This window comes from Microbacterium wangyouchuni, assembly GCF_051546305.1.
Classification (GTDB): Bacteria; Actinomycetota; Actinomycetes; order Actinomycetales; family Microbacteriaceae; genus Microbacterium.
The window spans coordinates 12,969-26,940 of record NZ_JBPTMA010000008.1 but is presented as its reverse complement, the minus strand read 5'-3'; the positions used below and the strand labels follow the sequence as shown (position 1 = coordinate 26,940).

At 64.1% G+C, this 13,972-nt stretch carries 21 protein-coding genes; 13 read left to right on the top strand and 8 right to left on the bottom strand.

Annotated features, from left to right (window positions below):
* Positions 1 to 2: 2 nt before the first annotated feature.
* The gene (locus tag ACSS7Z_RS14405; RefSeq protein ID WP_438255563.1) at positions 3 to 209 is read left to right on the top strand and encodes a VOC family protein; all 207 of its coding nucleotides are present in this window, start codon (positions 3 to 5) and stop codon (positions 207 to 209) included.
* 51 nt (positions 210 to 260) lie between these two features.
* Here ACSS7Z_RS14405 and upp read toward each other — a convergent pair whose 3' ends face one another.
* Positions 261 to 893: a uracil phosphoribosyltransferase gene (upp, locus tag ACSS7Z_RS14400; protein ID WP_438255562.1), complete on the bottom strand. Its 633-nt coding sequence runs from the start codon at positions 891 to 893 to the stop codon at positions 261 to 263.
* 52 nt (positions 894 to 945) lie between these two features.
* Positions 946 to 1,092, bottom strand: coding sequence for a hypothetical protein (locus tag ACSS7Z_RS14395; protein ID WP_438255561.1), 147 nt, complete (start codon positions 1,090 to 1,092; stop codon positions 946 to 948).
* A gap of 107 nt (positions 1,093 to 1,199) precedes the next feature.
* On the opposite strand from ACSS7Z_RS14395, the gene tadA reads away from it, so the two are divergent.
* On the top strand, positions 1,200 to 1,655 hold the full coding sequence (gene tadA, locus ACSS7Z_RS14390) for a tRNA adenosine(34) deaminase TadA (RefSeq protein ID WP_438255560.1): 456 nt from the start codon (positions 1,200 to 1,202) through the stop codon (positions 1,653 to 1,655).
* Between the two features lie 35 nt (positions 1,656 to 1,690).
* On the opposite strand, the gene ACSS7Z_RS14385 is transcribed toward tadA, so the two are convergent.
* Positions 1,691 to 2,002, bottom strand: coding sequence for a cation diffusion facilitator family transporter (locus tag ACSS7Z_RS14385; RefSeq protein WP_438255559.1), 312 nt, complete (start codon positions 2,000 to 2,002; stop codon positions 1,691 to 1,693).
* A gap of 72 nt (positions 2,003 to 2,074) precedes the next feature.
* Between ACSS7Z_RS14385 and proC the strand changes: the two genes are divergently transcribed.
* Positions 2,075 to 2,914, top strand: coding sequence for a pyrroline-5-carboxylate reductase (gene proC / locus ACSS7Z_RS14380; protein ID WP_438255558.1), 840 nt, complete (start codon positions 2,075 to 2,077; stop codon positions 2,912 to 2,914).
* 6 nt (positions 2,915 to 2,920) lie between these two features.
* Here the strand turns inward: proC and ACSS7Z_RS14375 are convergent, their stop codons facing one another.
* The 3 genes from ACSS7Z_RS14375 to ACSS7Z_RS14365 are packed head-to-tail and all read right to left on the bottom strand — an operon-like array spanning position 2,921 to position 6,102.
* Positions 2,921 to 3,997 carry an alpha/beta hydrolase gene (locus ACSS7Z_RS14375; protein ID WP_438255557.1) on the bottom strand — a complete coding sequence of 359 codons (1,077 nt, stop codon included), beginning with the start codon at positions 3,995 to 3,997 and terminating at the stop codon, positions 2,921 to 2,923.
* 10 nt (positions 3,998 to 4,007) lie between these two features.
* The gene (locus tag ACSS7Z_RS14370) at positions 4,008 to 4,679 is read right to left on the bottom strand and encodes a potassium channel family protein (protein WP_438255556.1); all 672 of its coding nucleotides are present in this window, start codon (positions 4,677 to 4,679) and stop codon (positions 4,008 to 4,010) included.
* Entirely contained in the window at positions 4,672 to 6,102 is a 1,431-nt protein-coding gene (locus tag ACSS7Z_RS14365) for a TrkH family potassium uptake protein (RefSeq protein WP_438255555.1), read from the bottom strand. The genes ACSS7Z_RS14370 and ACSS7Z_RS14365 overlap by 8 nt, the downstream gene beginning before the upstream one ends.
* A 96-nt stretch (positions 6,103 to 6,198) precedes the next feature.
* Here ACSS7Z_RS14365 and ACSS7Z_RS14360 point away from each other — a divergent pair, with 96 nt between their 5' ends.
* The 9 genes from ACSS7Z_RS14360 to ACSS7Z_RS14320 all read left to right on the top strand — a co-directional run bounded on the left by ACSS7Z_RS14360 (position 6,199) and on the right by ACSS7Z_RS14320 (position 10,634).
* Positions 6,199 to 6,615 (top strand): ArsR/SmtB family transcription factor, encoded by a 417-nt coding sequence (locus ACSS7Z_RS14360; protein ID WP_438255554.1) that lies wholly within the window; start codon positions 6,199 to 6,201, stop codon positions 6,613 to 6,615.
* A gap of 147 nt (positions 6,616 to 6,762) precedes the next feature.
* Positions 6,763 to 6,954, top strand: coding sequence for a helix-turn-helix domain-containing protein (locus tag ACSS7Z_RS14355; RefSeq protein ID WP_438255553.1), 192 nt, complete (start codon positions 6,763 to 6,765; stop codon positions 6,952 to 6,954).
* A gap of 135 nt (positions 6,955 to 7,089) precedes the next feature.
* Complete coding sequence (locus ACSS7Z_RS14350) at positions 7,090 to 7,188, top strand: 30S ribosomal protein bS22 (protein WP_003792170.1); 99 nt, start codon at positions 7,090 to 7,092, stop codon at positions 7,186 to 7,188.
* A gap of 70 nt (positions 7,189 to 7,258) precedes the next feature.
* Entirely contained in the window at positions 7,259 to 7,561 is a 303-nt protein-coding gene (locus tag ACSS7Z_RS14345; protein WP_438255552.1) for a rhodanese-like domain-containing protein, read from the top strand.
* Positions 7,558 to 7,815, top strand: a complete 258-nt coding sequence (locus tag ACSS7Z_RS14340) for a glutaredoxin family protein (protein WP_438255551.1) — start codon at positions 7,558 to 7,560, stop codon at positions 7,813 to 7,815. Before ACSS7Z_RS14345 ends, ACSS7Z_RS14340 begins: the two co-directional genes overlap by 4 nt.
* A gap of 8 nt (positions 7,816 to 7,823) precedes the next feature.
* Positions 7,824 to 8,111: a Dabb family protein gene (locus ACSS7Z_RS14335; protein WP_438255550.1), complete on the top strand. Its 288-nt coding sequence runs from the start codon at positions 7,824 to 7,826 to the stop codon at positions 8,109 to 8,111.
* Positions 8,112 to 8,246: 135 nt separating this feature from the next.
* Positions 8,247 to 9,071, top strand: a complete 825-nt coding sequence (locus ACSS7Z_RS14330; RefSeq protein WP_438255549.1) for a basic amino acid ABC transporter substrate-binding protein — start codon at positions 8,247 to 8,249, stop codon at positions 9,069 to 9,071.
* 25 nt (positions 9,072 to 9,096) lie between these two features.
* Complete coding sequence (locus ACSS7Z_RS14325) at positions 9,097 to 9,882, top strand: amino acid ABC transporter permease (RefSeq protein WP_438255548.1); 786 nt, start codon at positions 9,097 to 9,099, stop codon at positions 9,880 to 9,882.
* Positions 9,879 to 10,634, top strand: a complete 756-nt coding sequence (locus ACSS7Z_RS14320) for an amino acid ABC transporter ATP-binding protein (RefSeq protein WP_438255547.1) — start codon at positions 9,879 to 9,881, stop codon at positions 10,632 to 10,634. Before ACSS7Z_RS14325 ends, ACSS7Z_RS14320 begins: the two co-directional genes overlap by 4 nt.
* A 31-nt stretch (positions 10,635 to 10,665) precedes the next feature.
* Here ACSS7Z_RS14320 and ACSS7Z_RS14315 read toward each other — a convergent pair whose 3' ends face one another.
* Complete coding sequence (locus tag ACSS7Z_RS14315; protein WP_438255546.1) at positions 10,666 to 11,178, bottom strand: GNAT family N-acetyltransferase; 513 nt, start codon at positions 11,176 to 11,178, stop codon at positions 10,666 to 10,668.
* 70 nt (positions 11,179 to 11,248) lie between these two features.
* Here ACSS7Z_RS14315 and ACSS7Z_RS14310 point away from each other — a divergent pair, with 70 nt between their 5' ends.
* The gene (locus ACSS7Z_RS14310) at positions 11,249 to 12,079 is read left to right on the top strand and encodes a sulfite exporter TauE/SafE family protein (RefSeq protein WP_438255545.1); all 831 of its coding nucleotides are present in this window, start codon (positions 11,249 to 11,251) and stop codon (positions 12,077 to 12,079) included.
* A gap of 89 nt (positions 12,080 to 12,168) precedes the next feature.
* On the opposite strand, the gene aspS is transcribed toward ACSS7Z_RS14310, so the two are convergent.
* Positions 12,169 to 13,950 carry an aspartate--tRNA ligase gene (gene aspS, locus ACSS7Z_RS14305; protein ID WP_438255544.1) on the bottom strand — a complete coding sequence of 594 codons (1,782 nt, stop codon included), beginning with the start codon at positions 13,948 to 13,950 and terminating at the stop codon, positions 12,169 to 12,171.
* Positions 13,951 to 13,972: the final 22 nt, after the last annotated feature.

Here is a 13,972-nt window from a genome sequence, read left to right as displayed (position 1 = left end):
AAGTGGGCGGTCTGCTCGTCGCATCCGAGTCGCGGGCGAGCGGCGGACCGTTCGTGCTCTTGTATTCAGATGACCTCGATGCCACGGCGCGCGCGATCGCTCAGGCGGGCGGTCGCATCGTGCAAGAACCGTACGAGTTCCCCGGCGGGCGACGGCTGCACTTCGCCGACCCGAGCGGCAATGAACTCGGAGTGTGGGCGCTGCGCTGATCGCCGGAGCGCTGTCGCCCGGTCGTGCTTAGGTCGTGTTCCCGGTCGCGCTCAGGCCGTGCCGTACAGGCGGTCGCCGGCGTCGCCGAGGCCCGGCACGATGTAGCCCTTTTCGTTGAGGCCCTCGTCGAGTGCTCCCAGCACGAGCGTCACGTCGCGGTCGCCGACGATCTTCTCGATCGCGGCAACGCCCTCGGGCGTGCCCAGCAGGCAGATCGCCGTGACATCCTGCGCACCGCGCTGGAAGAGGAACTCAATGGCGGCCCCCAGCGAACCGCCGGTGGCGAGCATCGGATCGATAGCGAAGCACTGCCGATCGCTGAGGTCATCGGGAAGGCGCTCGGTGTAGGTCGTCGGCTCGAACGTCGTCTCGTCGCGGATCATCCCGAGGAAGCCGACCTCCGCGGTGGGCAGCAGCTTCACTAGGCCCTCCAGCATCCCGAGCCCGGCGCGCAGAATCGGCACGACGATCGGGCGCGGCTCCGAGATCTTCACGCCCATCGTGGTGGTGACGGGCGTGGTGATCTCAACCGGACTCACCTTGACATTGCGCGTCGCCTCATAGGCGAGCAGCGTCACAAGCTCCTCCGTCAGCTGCCGAAAAACAGGCGACGGGGTGCGCACATCGCGCAGCACCGAGATCTTGTGGGTGATGAGAGGGTGGTCGGCGACGTGAACACGCATGGTTACAGGGTAATGCGCTGCACGCCTGCGACACGACTCTGATTGCACTAGATCAGGCTTTGGACGCTGCACGAGCGGCGATACGGGCCTCACGGCGCTCACGCCACATAGCGTTTGTCTTCTTAGCGTTCAGAGTGGTGATCACGGCGACGAGCAGCGGACCGGCGGAGATGGTGGCGATGTATGCGAAGTTTTCCATGTCTTCAATCTTGCCGACGCCAGCGGATGAGCGGATCAGCCCGGTGGCTGATCTTCGGCATCCGCCCTGAGGGGGATGCCGACACGACCGAGAACTAAACTCGACGCATGACCCGCTCCGATGACCGTGCGATGCAGCGTGCGCTCACGCTCGCCGCTGAGGCTGCTGCAGCCGGCGAAGTCCCGGTTGGTGCGGTGGTGTTGAATGCCGAAGGTCAGGTGGTTGGCGAAGGGCGCAACAACCGCGAAGAAACGCACGACCCCACCGGGCACGCTGAGATCGTGGCGCTGCGGCAGGCCGCGGCATCCACCGGATCATGGAACCTCGAAGCGCACACCCTCGTCGTCACGCTGGAGCCGTGCGTGATGTGTGCTGGCGCGATCCTGCAGTCCCGGATCGGGCGGGTGGTGTTCGGGGCGTGGGACGACAAAGCAGGGGCCGCCGGGTCGATGTACGACGTTCTGCGTGATCGCCGCCTTCCCTACCGTGCGGAGGTTGTCGCCGGTATGCAGACGGATGCCGCAACCGCACTGCTGCGCGAATTCTTCGAGCAGCGCCGCTGAGTCTGTCGTCGCGCTCGACGCGCTCGTCGCGGACGTCAGTCCGCGGACTTCAGAACGAACACGTCCGTCGACGGCTCGGGGTCGATCGCTGGACGGTAGATGTCGGGCTGGATGTAGATGGCGCGTGCCGTGGGAACGGTGTCGCGGATCTGCTGCTCGATCACTTCGATGTGATCGGCCAACTCCCGCACGGTCTTCTCCGCCGGGAAAGCGATCTTCGCGGCGACGAGTAACTCACCGGGCGCAACGATGAATGTCTTCAGGCTGATGAGCTTCTCGATGTCGGGGCATCCGATGATGGCATCGATGATCAGGTCCACGTCGTGTTTGCTCGCAGATGCACTCATGACGGTGATTCTAGTTCGCGCCGCTCAGGATGCCCAGGACCTGATGGCGGATGCCGCTAATAGGATGGCCGCATGGCTGAATCGCTCCCGTCTCTCGCGTTCCTCGGTGCCGGATCGATGGGAGGCGCCATCCTGCACGGCGTCGTCGCCTCCGGCCTCGGTGTCGACGGCGGCATCATCGCCACCAACCGCACGGCCGAGAAGGCCGCGGCTCTCGCCGAGCTCGAGAATGTCACGGCGGTCGCGCTGGAGGAGCACCCGACCGGCAACGTGGATGCCGTGGCGTCGGCCCGTATCATCCTCGTGGGTGTGAAGCCTGCGATGGTGCCCGATCTGCTGCGCGAGATCGTGCCGGCTCTGCGCGAGGATGCCATTGTCGTGAGCCTTGCCGCCGGCGTCACCCTGGCGACCTTCTCCGAGCACCTCGGGCCGGACGTCAGCGTGATCCGGTCGATGCCGAACACGCCCTCGACCGTGGGCAAGGGTGTGACCGGCCTCGCGGCCAGCGCGGCCGCATCCGCTGATGACCTCGCGGTGGTGCGCCGACTGTTCGAGCTTGTGGGCGCGGTCATCGAGGTGCCAGAAGAGCGCATCGATGCGCTCTCCACGATCTCCGGTTCTGGGCCCGCGTATGTGTTCCTCCTGATCGAAGAGCTGACGAAGGCAGCGATCGGCAAGGGCTTCGATGAGGCGGATGCGCGTCTGATGGCCGAGCAGACATTCATCGGAGCGACCGCGCTGCTGGCGGCATCCGGCGAGACCCCCGCCGAGCTGCGCCGCCGTGTGACCAGCCCGAAGGGCACCACGGAGCGGGCCATCGCCGTGCTTCAGGAAGCGCACCTCGACGAGCTTTTCGCCAGCGCGACCGATGCTGCGCTGGCCCGTGCGCGGGAGATGGCAGCCGGGAACTGAGCGCGCTCAGCCGCGGGGATGCCGCATGACGCGCAGCAGCGCCGCGCGGAAATCCTCCGGACGCTCGAGGTGCGGAGAGTGTCCAACACCTTCCCAGACGACCTCATCGACCTCGCCGCCCGCGGCGGCGTAGGCGTCGAGCACCGCTCTCGTCTGCGACACCATCTGCTGGGCGGGAGCAACATCTGCTCCGGGCCAGCCAGGGATCGCGCCGATGGCGCCGAGGTGGTTCAGATCGAACAATGACGCATCCGACACGATGGCGTCAGCGGTTCCGCGGACCCAGAGGATCGGCGGCTTCTCGACCAGGTCGATCAGGCGCGAGACGTTGAAGTTCCCTGGCGCCATCGTGTTCAGCACACCGGTGTCGCCCGCGCCGAAACCGGGCCAACTCGTGCTTGTGACGCTGTTGCCGGGGTAGTTTCCGGGTTGGGTTGAGGTCGAATTCATTGCGGCCACCCAGATGTCCTCGTGTTCGGCGATGTGCCCGGGGGCGACGTAGCTGGCGCGGAACACGTTGCGCGGCGATGTTGGCGCATCGGCAGAGGTGTCGCCGGCGCGCAGACGGTCGATGAAGTCCGGATTGCCGCCGCCACCTCCGCAACCGGCATCATCATCAGTCAGTCGCGATCCATCCAGGCGCGTTCCGCCGAAGCCATAGGGCGAGACCGGAGCCTGAAGCGTCAGACTGAGCACCGGGTAGTCGAGTGCGTACTGCATCACGACGCCGCCGCCCATCGACCATCCGACCAGGTGTGCCGAGGGCACGCCGATCTCCTGCAACGTGGCATACACGTCATCGCTGAAATCGCTGAGGCCGCGCGTCGCATCCACCGGCAGCGCCTCGCTGCCACCGAAACCGCGCAGATCCACGGCGATCGACCGCACATCCGCAGGAAGGCTCAGCATCGTCTCCTGCCAGAACAGGGCCGATGAAACGTTTCCGTGCACGAAGACGACCGTGCGCAGCGGGGGAGTGGAGGGGGCATCGGCCGTGCGCTCGAGGATGTTCACGCGCAGTCGCGACGTCTCGATCACCCGCGCGGAGATACCGTCAAGAAGGATATTTTTGGTGATCGACATAGCCAGTTGCTCAGCGGTCGAGAGCGGCGAAGCGTTCGATATCGCTGTTGGTGCCGGAAACGATGATGAGGTCGTGGTTGGTGACCACGGTCGTCGCCTCCGCGTAGCGGAAAGGCTTGCCCGGGCTCTTGACTCCGACGACGGTGACTCGGTACTTGGACCGTACGCCGGATTCGTTCAGTCCCACGCCGCGGATGAACTTCGGCGGGTACATCTTGACGAGCACGAAGTCGTCGTCGAAGCGGATGAAGTCCAGCATCCGCCCGCTGACCAGGTGCGCCACGCGTTCGCCGGCCTCGCGTTCCGGGTAGATGACGTGGTTGGCGCCGACACGGGCGAGGATTTTGCCGTGCGACTGCGAGACGGCCTTGGCCCAGATCTGCGGCACCTTGAGATCGACAAGGTTGGCCGTGATGAGGACGGATGCCTCGATGAGCGAACCGACCGCGACGACGGCGACCTGGAAGTCCTGGGCGCCGATCTGCTTGAGCGCATCGAGGTTGCGGGCATCGCCCTGCACCGTGTGCGTGACTCGGTCGGACCATTTCTGAACGAGCTCGAGGCTTTCGTCCATCGCCAGCACGTCGCGGTCCAGACGGTCGAGCTCGCCAGCACATGCGGCGCCGAACCGACCGAGGCCGATCACGAGTACGGGGGCGTCGCCCCGGAGGACTTCAACCAACGATCGGCCTTTCCACGGGCAGCGAATAAAGCTGCGAACGCGATGTCGCGGCGACTGCCGCGGCGAGAGTCACTGTACCAATGCGCCCCATGAAGATCGTGGCTGCCATGACGTATGACGCCGAATCCGGCAGCTGTGCGGTCAGCCCCGTGGAGAGCCCGACGGTTCCGAACGCAGAGATCACATCGAAGAGCACCTCGGCGATGGGTGCTTTGGTTATCTGGGCGATCACGATCGTCGACAGGGCGACGATCGTGGCGCCCCACGCGACGACGCTGAGTGCGACCCGCTGCACATCGCTCGGGATGCGGCGGCCGAATGCCTCGACGGACTGGCGTCCGCGCGCCTCTGACCACACCGCAATGGCGAGGACTGCGAGCGTGGTCACCTTGATGCCGCCTGCGGTGGATGCTGAGCCGCCGCCGACGAACATCAACATGGATCCCGCAACCAGTGAAGAGCCGTTGAGATCGCCGATGTCGATGACGCTGAAGCCGCCAGAACGGGTCATAGCCGAGAGGAAGAACGCCTGGAATGTGGTGTTTCCGGCATCCATTGATCCGAATGTCAGCGCGTTGTCGTATTCCAGCACGAGGAAGACCCCGGCGCCCGCGACGAACAGGATTGTGGTGGTGATGAGGGTGAGTTTCGCGTGCAGTGACCAGCGCTTGACGTGCCAGTGGTGCTTGGCGAGCGTGTAGATCACAGGGAAGCCGATGCTGCCGAGGAAGACGCTCACCATGAGCACGGAGAGCACGAAGTAGTCGTCGGCAAACTCCAACACGCCGCCCGTATTCGGGGTGAAACCGGTGTTCGTGAACGACATCGCCGCGTAGTAGGGGGCCTCCCACAGCGCCGCGAGCGGGGGGATTCCGGCCATCACCAGCCCGGGGTAGAGCAGAACAGCCACGACGAGCTCGATGATGAGCAGCGACAAGGCGACTGTCTTCAGTAGCTGTCCGACTTCACCGAGGCGCACAGTCTGGCCCTCATTGACAGGACCACCATGTGCACGCAGCGGGTTGCTGTCACCTGCGGCGAGAAGCTTGGCCCGCAGGCCGAGCTTCTTGGAGATCACCAAGCCCAGCACGGAAGCCAGCGTGAGCACACCCATTCCGCCGATGTTCACGCCCAGGAAGACCAGCACGTGTCCGAATGGTGACCAGTGTGTCGCCATGTCGACTGTCGCGAGTCCGGTGACACAGATCGTGGATACCGCGGTGAACAGAGCATCGCTGAGAGGCGTGACCGTTCCGGATGCCGACGCGATCGGCAGTGAGAACAGTGCGGTGAACACGAGGATCAGCGTGGCGAAGATGGCGATCGCGAAACGTGAAGGGGATGACGTCACGATTCGTCGCATGAAGTGCCACGCGTCGCGGATCTTCCCCTGCGACGACGGAGATGCCCAGGCGCTCGACATCGGTGTCCCTCCCTGCGCTTCATCTCAGGCTTCTACGAGGATCGCTGAAGCGCCTTCGACATGGTACTCCGGGCCCGGGACGGCTAGCCTGATCTCATGACCGACATCTTCGACGTGATCGCAGACGGCACAAGGCGCGACATCCTTCAGCTGCTTCTGCGTCGCTCGACCGAGGAAGATGCCGGCACGAGCGTCTCGCAGATCGTCAGCGAGCTGGGCATCAGTCAGCCGACCGTGTCGAAGCACCTCAAGGTGCTGCGCGAGGCGCAGCTGGTGAGTGTCCGCGAAGACGGGCAGCGTCGGTTCTACAGCATCGATGTCGGTCCGCTCGAAGTCGTCGACGACTGGCTCGTGCCCTTTTTGATGGATGCCTTCGGCGATGACGCGCCAGACATCGATTTTTCGTTCACTCCGCTTCCGGACGGCGCATCGCACGCGGCCGAGGTTGTCGGCCGCGCCGCAGCATCAGCGAGGCACGTGGTGACCACGGCGTTGAAGCGGCTCGGGGCCTGATCACTCCGGCAGTCCCGAACGGGGCCTGCATCCACGACGGTGCGTCCTCAGTGATTGCACAGTGGTCACATAGGTCACAATCACCACATGGGTTTACATGCGTCCCGCATTCCCCATAGGATCGGGGCAGAGAAAGGGGTAATGGGGATGCCCGAAGTTCCAGATGTCCGATTCTTGACCGTCGCAGAGGTCGCAGAGCTCATGCGTGTGTCGAAGATGACCGTCTATCGACTGGTGCACTCCGGCGAGTTGCCGGCGATTCGATTTGGTCGCAGCTATCGCGTGCCCGAATCGGCTGTTGCCGACGCTCTCCAGCGCCCGATCTCTGAGGTTGGCTGACCGCTTCGGATCAAGTCTCGACAATGTGCACTTTGCACCGGTCGTGGTTTGCTAGAATGATCCGAGGCATTTACCGTGCCCGTACTCGGGCGTCCGAATTTTTTGACGCCCAGCCACTGACTTAGTGAGGTTTCCGTGGGTTCTGTCATCAAGAAGCGCCGCAAGCGCATGGCGAAGAAGAAGCACCGCAAGCTGCTTCGTAAGACTCGCCACCAGCGCCGCAACAAGAAGTAAACGCGGCAAGACACGAGCGCCTGTCTTCGGACGGGCGTTTTGTGTATGCAACCGCGTTCTGAGGAGAGTCATGAAATCGATCACCATCGCCGAACTTGCTGCACGCGAGAACACTCCGCTTGTCGATGTGCGCGAGGAAGATGAGTTCGCGGCCGGGCACGTGCCCGGAGCGGTGAACATCCCGATGTCGCAGCTCGGCGACCGGCTCGACGAGCTGCCTGCCGAGGCGTTCGACGTCATCTGCCAGGCCGGTGGTCGCTCCGGTCGCGTGGTGGAAGCGCTCGAGCCACGCGGTTACGACGCCACCAACGTCGATGGCGGCACCGGTGAGTGGATTGCTGCCGGCCACCCGGTCGAAGTACCCTCGGCGTGACCACCGTCACCATCATCGGCAGGCCCGGCTGTCATCTGTGCCCCACAGCACGAGAGATCGTTGAGGCCGTCGTGGCGGATCTTCCCGATGAAGTCGGCGACGGCATCGAGATCGTCGAGAAATCAATCGATGAGGATGCTGCGCTGTATGAGCTGTGGTGGGAAAAGATCCCCGTCGTTCTCATCAACGATGAATTTCATGCGCAGTGGCGGGTCTCGCCCGAGCTGCTGCGCCAAAGACTGGAGACGCAATGATTCGCCACGTGGTCACTTGGAAGCTTGCCAGCGAGGATGCTGCTGAACGCGGTGCGCAGGCAGCCGAAGTCGCGCGGCGGCTGAACGCTCTGGACGGCGTCGTTCCGCAGTTGCGGTCGATTTCGGCTGGAGCGAACTCGATCTATCCAGAAGCGAACTGGGACGTCACCCTGGTTGCAGATTTCGATTCTGTTGAGGCGCTGGAGCAGTACGTTGTGCACCCGGCCCACGAAGAGGCCGCGGTCTACATTCGCTCGGTCGTCGCCTCTCGCGTGGCCGTCGATTTCGAGGTTTGAGCAGCCGACACCGCCCGCGTGTGCAGGAGTGCAACGCAAACGTAACCGTCTGAACGGGATTTCTTCGTCGCTGCGTGTCAGGATGATCTGCATACCCGTCCGAGGGCATCGTTGCCCCGTCACTCTGGAGCGGTAATGTCCCGACGCCGTAATCTCATCTTCGGTCTCGCCCTCGCGGCGACCGCCACTCTTGCCCTTTCTGGGTGCGCCGGTGGTTCCGACACCCCGGGAGGAGAAGCGGCTCCCGAATCCAGCGGAGACGACTACGGCCTCATCTCTGCCGGCGAGCTCACTGTCTGCTCAGACATCCCGTACCCGCCGTTCGAGTTCGAGGACTCCAGCACTGAGACGGGTTACTCGGGCTTTGACATCGATCTGCTCGGCGCTGTCGCTGAGAAGCTCGACCTGAAGCTGGCCGTCCAGGATGTCGGCTTCGACGCGTTGCAGTCGGGTACGACCCTCGCCGCCGGACAGTGTGACGTCGGCGCATCGGCAATGACGATCACCGAGGAACGCAAGGCGAACATCGATTTCGCGGACCCGTACTATGACTCACTGCAGTCGTTGCTGGTCCGCGCTGACTCCAGTATTAAGAGCATCGCTGATCTGGACGGCAAGACCGTCGGTGTCCAGCAGGGCACCACAGGTGAGGCCTACACGAACGAGAACGCCACCGGAGCCGAAGTCGTCTCCTACCCCTCCGACGGTGAGCTGTGGCCGGCGTTGCAGGCCGGCAACATTGACGCGATTCTGCAGGACCAGCCGGTGAACATCGAGCATGAGAAGGCCGACTCGACGTACACGATCGTCGAAGAGTATGACACTCAGGAGCAGTACGGCTGGGCGTTCGCCAAGGGTGAGCGCGACGCTCTGATCGAGGCCGTCAACACTGCGTTGCAGGAGTTGAAGGACGACGGAACCTACCAGACGATCTACGACTCCTACTTCGCGGCGAACTGACCCGCGGCGCCCGCGAACAATGGCAATGAGGCGCACGACTCGCGCGAAGCTCTATCGGTTCACGATGTACGCGATTTTCATCGCGGCCGTCGTCGCTGTCGCCTTGGCGACCGACTGGGTGAAGATCGGCACGGTCTTCTTTAACGTCGAAGTCGCGATCAAGCAGTTCCCGAACATCATCGTGATCGCCCTGCGAAACACGGTGCTGTTCACCCTGATCGCATTCGTCGGAGGAACTCTTCTCGGCGTGGCTTTCGCCGTGATGAAGCTGTCGAGCGTCGCCCCCTATCGCTGGTTCGCTACGGCGTGGATTGAGCTCTTCCGCGGGATGCCAGCGATCCTGACGCTGTTCATCATCGCCTACGGCCTGCCGATCGGTCTGGGATTCAAAATGCCAGGAGGCGCGATCGTCTCGGGTCTTCTGGGCCTGATTCTGGTGTCGTCCGCGTATATCGCAGAGGTCGTGCGCGCGGGGATCCAGGCAGTTCCGAAGGGCCAGATGGAGGCCTCGCGGTCGCTGGGAATGTCACCGCTGAAGACGATGTTCTGGATCATCCTTCCGCAGGGCTTCCGCATCATCATCCCGCCGATGACGAACGAGTTCGTGCTGTTGCTGAAAGACACGTCTCTCCTGTTCGTCGTGGGCTCGACCCTAGCGACGAGGGAACTCACCACGTTCGCTCGTGACGGGCTGTCCTCGGAGGCGAACTCGACGCCGTTGATCATGGCTGCGCTGTTGTACCTGGCGGTGACCATTCCGCTGACCCGGGCGGTTGCGTGGCTCGAGCGAAGGATGGCGAAGCAGCGATGAGCACAGATTTGATTGATATTCACGCGCCGGCGATCGAAGTGCAGCAGCTGCGCAAGAGTTTTGGTGACAACGAGGTTCTCAAAGGCATCGACCTGACGGTCTCTGCTGGGGAGGTTGTCTGTGTGATCGGGCCCTCGGGGTCGGGTAAATCAACGCTGCTGCGCTCGGTGAACCTTCTCGAAGAGCCCACGGAGGGGAAGATCTTCATCGAGGGCATCGATATCATCGACCCCGAAACTGACATCGACCGGGTGCGCACGCGCATCGGCATGGTGTTTCAGAGCTTCAACCTGTTCCCGCACCTAAGCGTGCTCGGAAATCTCACCATCACACAGCGGCGCGTTCTTCGGCGATCTAAGGCCGAGGCTGAGAAAGTCGCTCACGCGATGCTCGAACGAGTGGGACTGTCTGAGAAGGCGGACGCCTACCCTGGCCATCTCTCGGGCGGTCAGCAGCAACGCGTCGCGATTGCGCGGGCGCTGTGCATGAACCCCGACATGATGCTCTTCGATGAGCCGACCTCGGCACTTGATCCTGAACTCGTCGGCGAGGTGCTGCAGGTGATGCGCACGCTGGCTGATGAGGGGATGACGATGCTCGTCGTGACCCATGAGATGGGCTTTGCACGAGAAGTCGGCTCACGCCTGATCTTCATGGATGGCGGAGTGATCCTCGAAGAGGGCGATCCGCACGAGGTGCTCGCGAATCCGCAGCATCCGCGCACGCAGGACTTCCTGTCGCGGGTTCTGTAAGTCTTTCAGCGAGTTACGGTGTACAAGTCGCTCAGTGGGTGACTGGGTACTTGAAGCCGATGTGCGAGCCGGCGTATCCGAGCCGCTCATAGAACCGGTGCGCATCGGTCCGGGCGGCATCCGAGGTGAGTTGAACCATCGCAGCCCCCAGGGCAGGGGCGGCGGCATCCGATACCCAGCGCATGACGGCGGATCCGATGCCCGATGAGCGAAGCGTGCTGCGCACCCGCACAGCCTCGACCAGCAGCCGGCGCGATCCGCGGCGTGTCATCCCGGGAATCGACGTGAGCTGCAGTGTGCCGACCACGCTCCCGTCCACGTCGACGACGAGCAGGTCATTCGAGGGGTCCGCGAGGATCTCCGCGAGCGCGCTCGTATAGGCGAGGCGGTCAGCGTCGGATGCGACATCTCCACGCGAAGCGCTGATCGCATCGTCTGCGAGCAACTCGATCAGAGCGTCGGCGTCCTGCGGCGATGCGCGTCGCAGAGTCGCCCGGCCTGCGGCGCAGTCGAATGCGTGCGGTAGGGGAAGAGCATCGAGCATGCCGCCAGTCTGCCACCACCCGTGCGTCGCCGCGTGCGGCAGCACGTGCGTGCGGACGTATTCTGATCTGATGGAGATCGGTGAGCTGCTCGGGCTGGAACAGCTCACCTGGGGGATGCTGGTGTTCGTCGTCTTCGCGGCGTTCGCGGCCGGCTGGATCGATGCGGTGGTCGGCGGTGGCGGGCTGCTGCAACTGCCCGCGTTGCTGCTCATCCCCGGCATCGCGCCGGTGCAGGCGCTTGCGACGAACAAGCTCGCGTCGGTCTTCGGCACCGCCACCAGCAGTGTTACGTATTATCGGCGTGCGAAACCAGACATCCGCACCGCTCTGCCCATGGCCGGGATTGCGCTGGCGGGCTCATTCGGGGGAGCGGCGGTGGCCACCGTGCTGCCACCAGCCGCATTCAAACCGATCATCATCGTCGCCCTGCTCGCCGTGGTGATCTTCACGGTGTTCCGGCCCGAGTTGGGAGCGGCGACCAAGCTACGCTTCTCCGGTCGCAAGCACCACATCATGGCGGGGACCGCCGGGCTGGTGATCGGGTTCTACGACGGGATGATCGGTCCCGGAACCGGCACGTTCCTCGTCATCACGCTCGTGGCGCTCATGGGATACGACTTCTTGCAGTCCAGCGCTAAGGCGAAGATCGTCAACCTCGCAACGAACGCTGGGGCACTGCTGCTGTTCATCCCGCACGGGGCAGTGCTGTGGCTGCTGGGCGGCATCCTCGCCGTCGCGAACGTTGCCGGCAGCTACCTGGGCTCGCGGATGGCGATCGCGCGCGGGACGACCTTCATCCGCGTGGTCTTCCTCATCGTCGTAGTCGTGCTCATCGGGAAGCTCGGTTTCGACGTGTGGAACGAGAACATCGTCCCCGCGCTCGCGCTACTCGCGCCCTGAGCCGTGCATACGGCGAAACCCCGTCATATGCACGCTTGGGGTCAAGCGCGATTACGACGGGGTCTCGACGAAGAGCGAAGAGGCGAGGCTCAGGCCTCGGTGTCCTCCGCGACAAAGTCCACGCCGGCCTCGGCGCGCTGCGCGTCGGTGATCGGAGCGGGGGCACTCGTCAGCGGGTCGAAGCCGTTGCCGGTCTTCGGGAACGCGATGACCTCGCGGATCGAATCGGTCTTGGTCAGGTGCTGTAGCACGCGGTCCATGCCCAGCGCGATGCCTCCGTGCGGCGGGGCGCCGAACTTGAATGCATCCAGCAGGAATCCGAACTGCTCCTGGGCAACCTCATCCGAGATGCCCATGACCTCGAAGACGCGCTTCTGCACGTCCTCGCGGTGGATGCGGATCGAGCCGCCGCCGAGCTCGGTTCCGTTGCAGACGATGTCGTACGCGTAGGCGAGCGCGGACCCTGGATCGGTGTCGAACGTGTCGGCAAACTCCGGCTTCGGGCCGGTGAAGGCGTGGTGCACGGCCGTCCACGCACCAGCACCGACGGCGACGTCACCGGATGCCACGGCATCCGCCGCAGGCTCGAACATCGGGGCATCGACCACCCACGTGAACGCGAAGACATCAGGGTCGAGCAGCCCCAGTCGGCGCCCGATCTCGACGCGTGCAGCGCCCAGCAGTGCACGCGAGTCCTTGGCAGAACCGGCCGCGAAGAACACGCAGTCACCTGCCGCAGCGCCCACGAGGTCGGCGAGACCGGCCTGTTCCTTTTCGGACAGGTTCTTGGCGACGGGGCCGCCGAGCGTGCCGTCCTCGTTGAAGAGGACATAGGCGAGGCCGCGGGCGCCGCGCTGCTTGGCCCAGTCCTGCCAGGCATCCAGCTGCTTGCGTGGCTGTGAAGCGCCACCGGGCATGAGGACCGCACCGACGTAATCGGACTGGAAGACCCGGAACGTGGTCTCGGAGAAGTACTCGGTCGCATCGACGAGTTCAAGACCGAAGCGCAGGTCGGGCTTGTCCGAGCCATACTTGGCCATCGCGTCGGCATAGGTGATGCGCGGCAGCGGTGTCTGCACGTCGACGTCGATCGTCTTCCACATCGCGACGATGAGAGACTCCATCATCTCGATGACGTCTTCCTGGTCGACGAAGCTCATCTCGATGTCGAGCTGCGTGAACTCCGGCTGGCGGTCGGCACGGAAGTCTTCATCGCGGTAGCAGCGGGCCATCTGGTAGTACTTTTCGACACCGCCGACCATGAGCAGCTGCTTGAACAGCTGCGGGCTCTGCGGCAGTGCGTACCAGCTGCCCGGGTGCAGACGGGCGGGCACGACGAAGTCGCGGGCGCCCTCGGGGGTCGAGCGCGTCAGCGTCGGGGTCTCGACCTCGATGAACTCGCGCTTTTCGAGTTCGTTGCGGACCGCCCTGTAGACGTTCGATCGCAGGCGAAGAGCGGATGCTGCGGACGGGCGTCGCAGGTCAAGATAGCGGTGCTTGAACCGCACATCTTCGCCCGCCGTCTCGGAGTCGCCAAGGCCGGTGGAGACCTGGAACGGCAGCGGAGCGGACTCGTTGAGAACCTCGACCGCAGTTGCGATGACCTCGATCTGGCCGGTGGGCAGGTTCGGGTTCTCGTTGCCGTCCGGGCGGCGGGAGACCTCGCCGGTGACCTTCAGGACGAACTCACTGCGCAGCGGGTGCGCAGTCTCTTCGTCGCGGATGACCACCTGGGCGATGCCCGAGGCATCGCGGAGATCAATGAACGCGACTCCTCCGTGATCACGACGACGATCGACCCAACCCGTGAGGGTGACGGTCTGACCGATGTTCTCGGCTCGCAGGGAGCCGGTCGTGTGAGTGCGAAGCACGGAAGATTCCTCCAGTTCAGTA

Excerpts from the sequence above, each read along its gene's own strand:
- ACSS7Z_RS14385 (WP_438255559.1), bottom strand. The coding sequence starts at position 2,002 with ATGAGTGCATCTGCGAGCAAACACGACGTGGACCTGATCATCGATGCC.
- ACSS7Z_RS14360 (WP_438255554.1), top strand. The coding sequence starts at position 6,199 with ATGACCGACATCTTCGACGTGATCGCAGACGGCACAAGGCGCGACATC.
- ACSS7Z_RS14365 (WP_438255555.1), bottom strand. The coding sequence starts at position 6,102 with ATGTCGAGCGCCTGGGCATCTCCGTCGTCGCAGGGGAAGATCCGCGAC.
- ACSS7Z_RS14395 (WP_438255561.1), bottom strand. The coding sequence starts at position 1,092 with ATGGAAAACTTCGCATACATCGCCACCATCTCCGCCGGTCCGCTGCTC.
- ACSS7Z_RS14355 (WP_438255553.1), top strand. The coding sequence starts at position 6,763 with ATGCCCGAAGTTCCAGATGTCCGATTCTTGACCGTCGCAGAGGTCGCA.
- ACSS7Z_RS14320 (WP_438255547.1), top strand. The coding sequence starts at position 9,879 with ATGAGCACAGATTTGATTGATATTCACGCGCCGGCGATCGAAGTGCAG.
- upp (WP_438255562.1), bottom strand. The coding sequence starts at position 893 with ATGCGTGTTCACGTCGCCGACCACCCTCTCATCACCCACAAGATCTCG.
- tadA (WP_438255560.1), top strand. The coding sequence starts at position 1,200 with ATGACCCGCTCCGATGACCGTGCGATGCAGCGTGCGCTCACGCTCGCC.
- ACSS7Z_RS14330 (WP_438255549.1), top strand. The coding sequence starts at position 8,247 with ATGTCCCGACGCCGTAATCTCATCTTCGGTCTCGCCCTCGCGGCGACC.
- ACSS7Z_RS14375 (WP_438255557.1), bottom strand. The coding sequence starts at position 3,997 with ATGTCGATCACCAAAAATATCCTTCTTGACGGTATCTCCGCGCGGGTG.
- ACSS7Z_RS14345 (WP_438255552.1), top strand. The coding sequence starts at position 7,259 with ATGAAATCGATCACCATCGCCGAACTTGCTGCACGCGAGAACACTCCG.
- ACSS7Z_RS14325 (WP_438255548.1), top strand. The coding sequence starts at position 9,097 with ATGAGGCGCACGACTCGCGCGAAGCTCTATCGGTTCACGATGTACGCG.
- ACSS7Z_RS14310 (WP_438255545.1), top strand. The coding sequence starts at position 11,249 with ATGGAGATCGGTGAGCTGCTCGGGCTGGAACAGCTCACCTGGGGGATG.
- proC (WP_438255558.1), top strand. The coding sequence starts at position 2,075 with ATGGCTGAATCGCTCCCGTCTCTCGCGTTCCTCGGTGCCGGATCGATG.
- ACSS7Z_RS14315 (WP_438255546.1), bottom strand. The coding sequence starts at position 11,178 with ATGCTCGATGCTCTTCCCCTACCGCACGCATTCGACTGCGCCGCAGGC.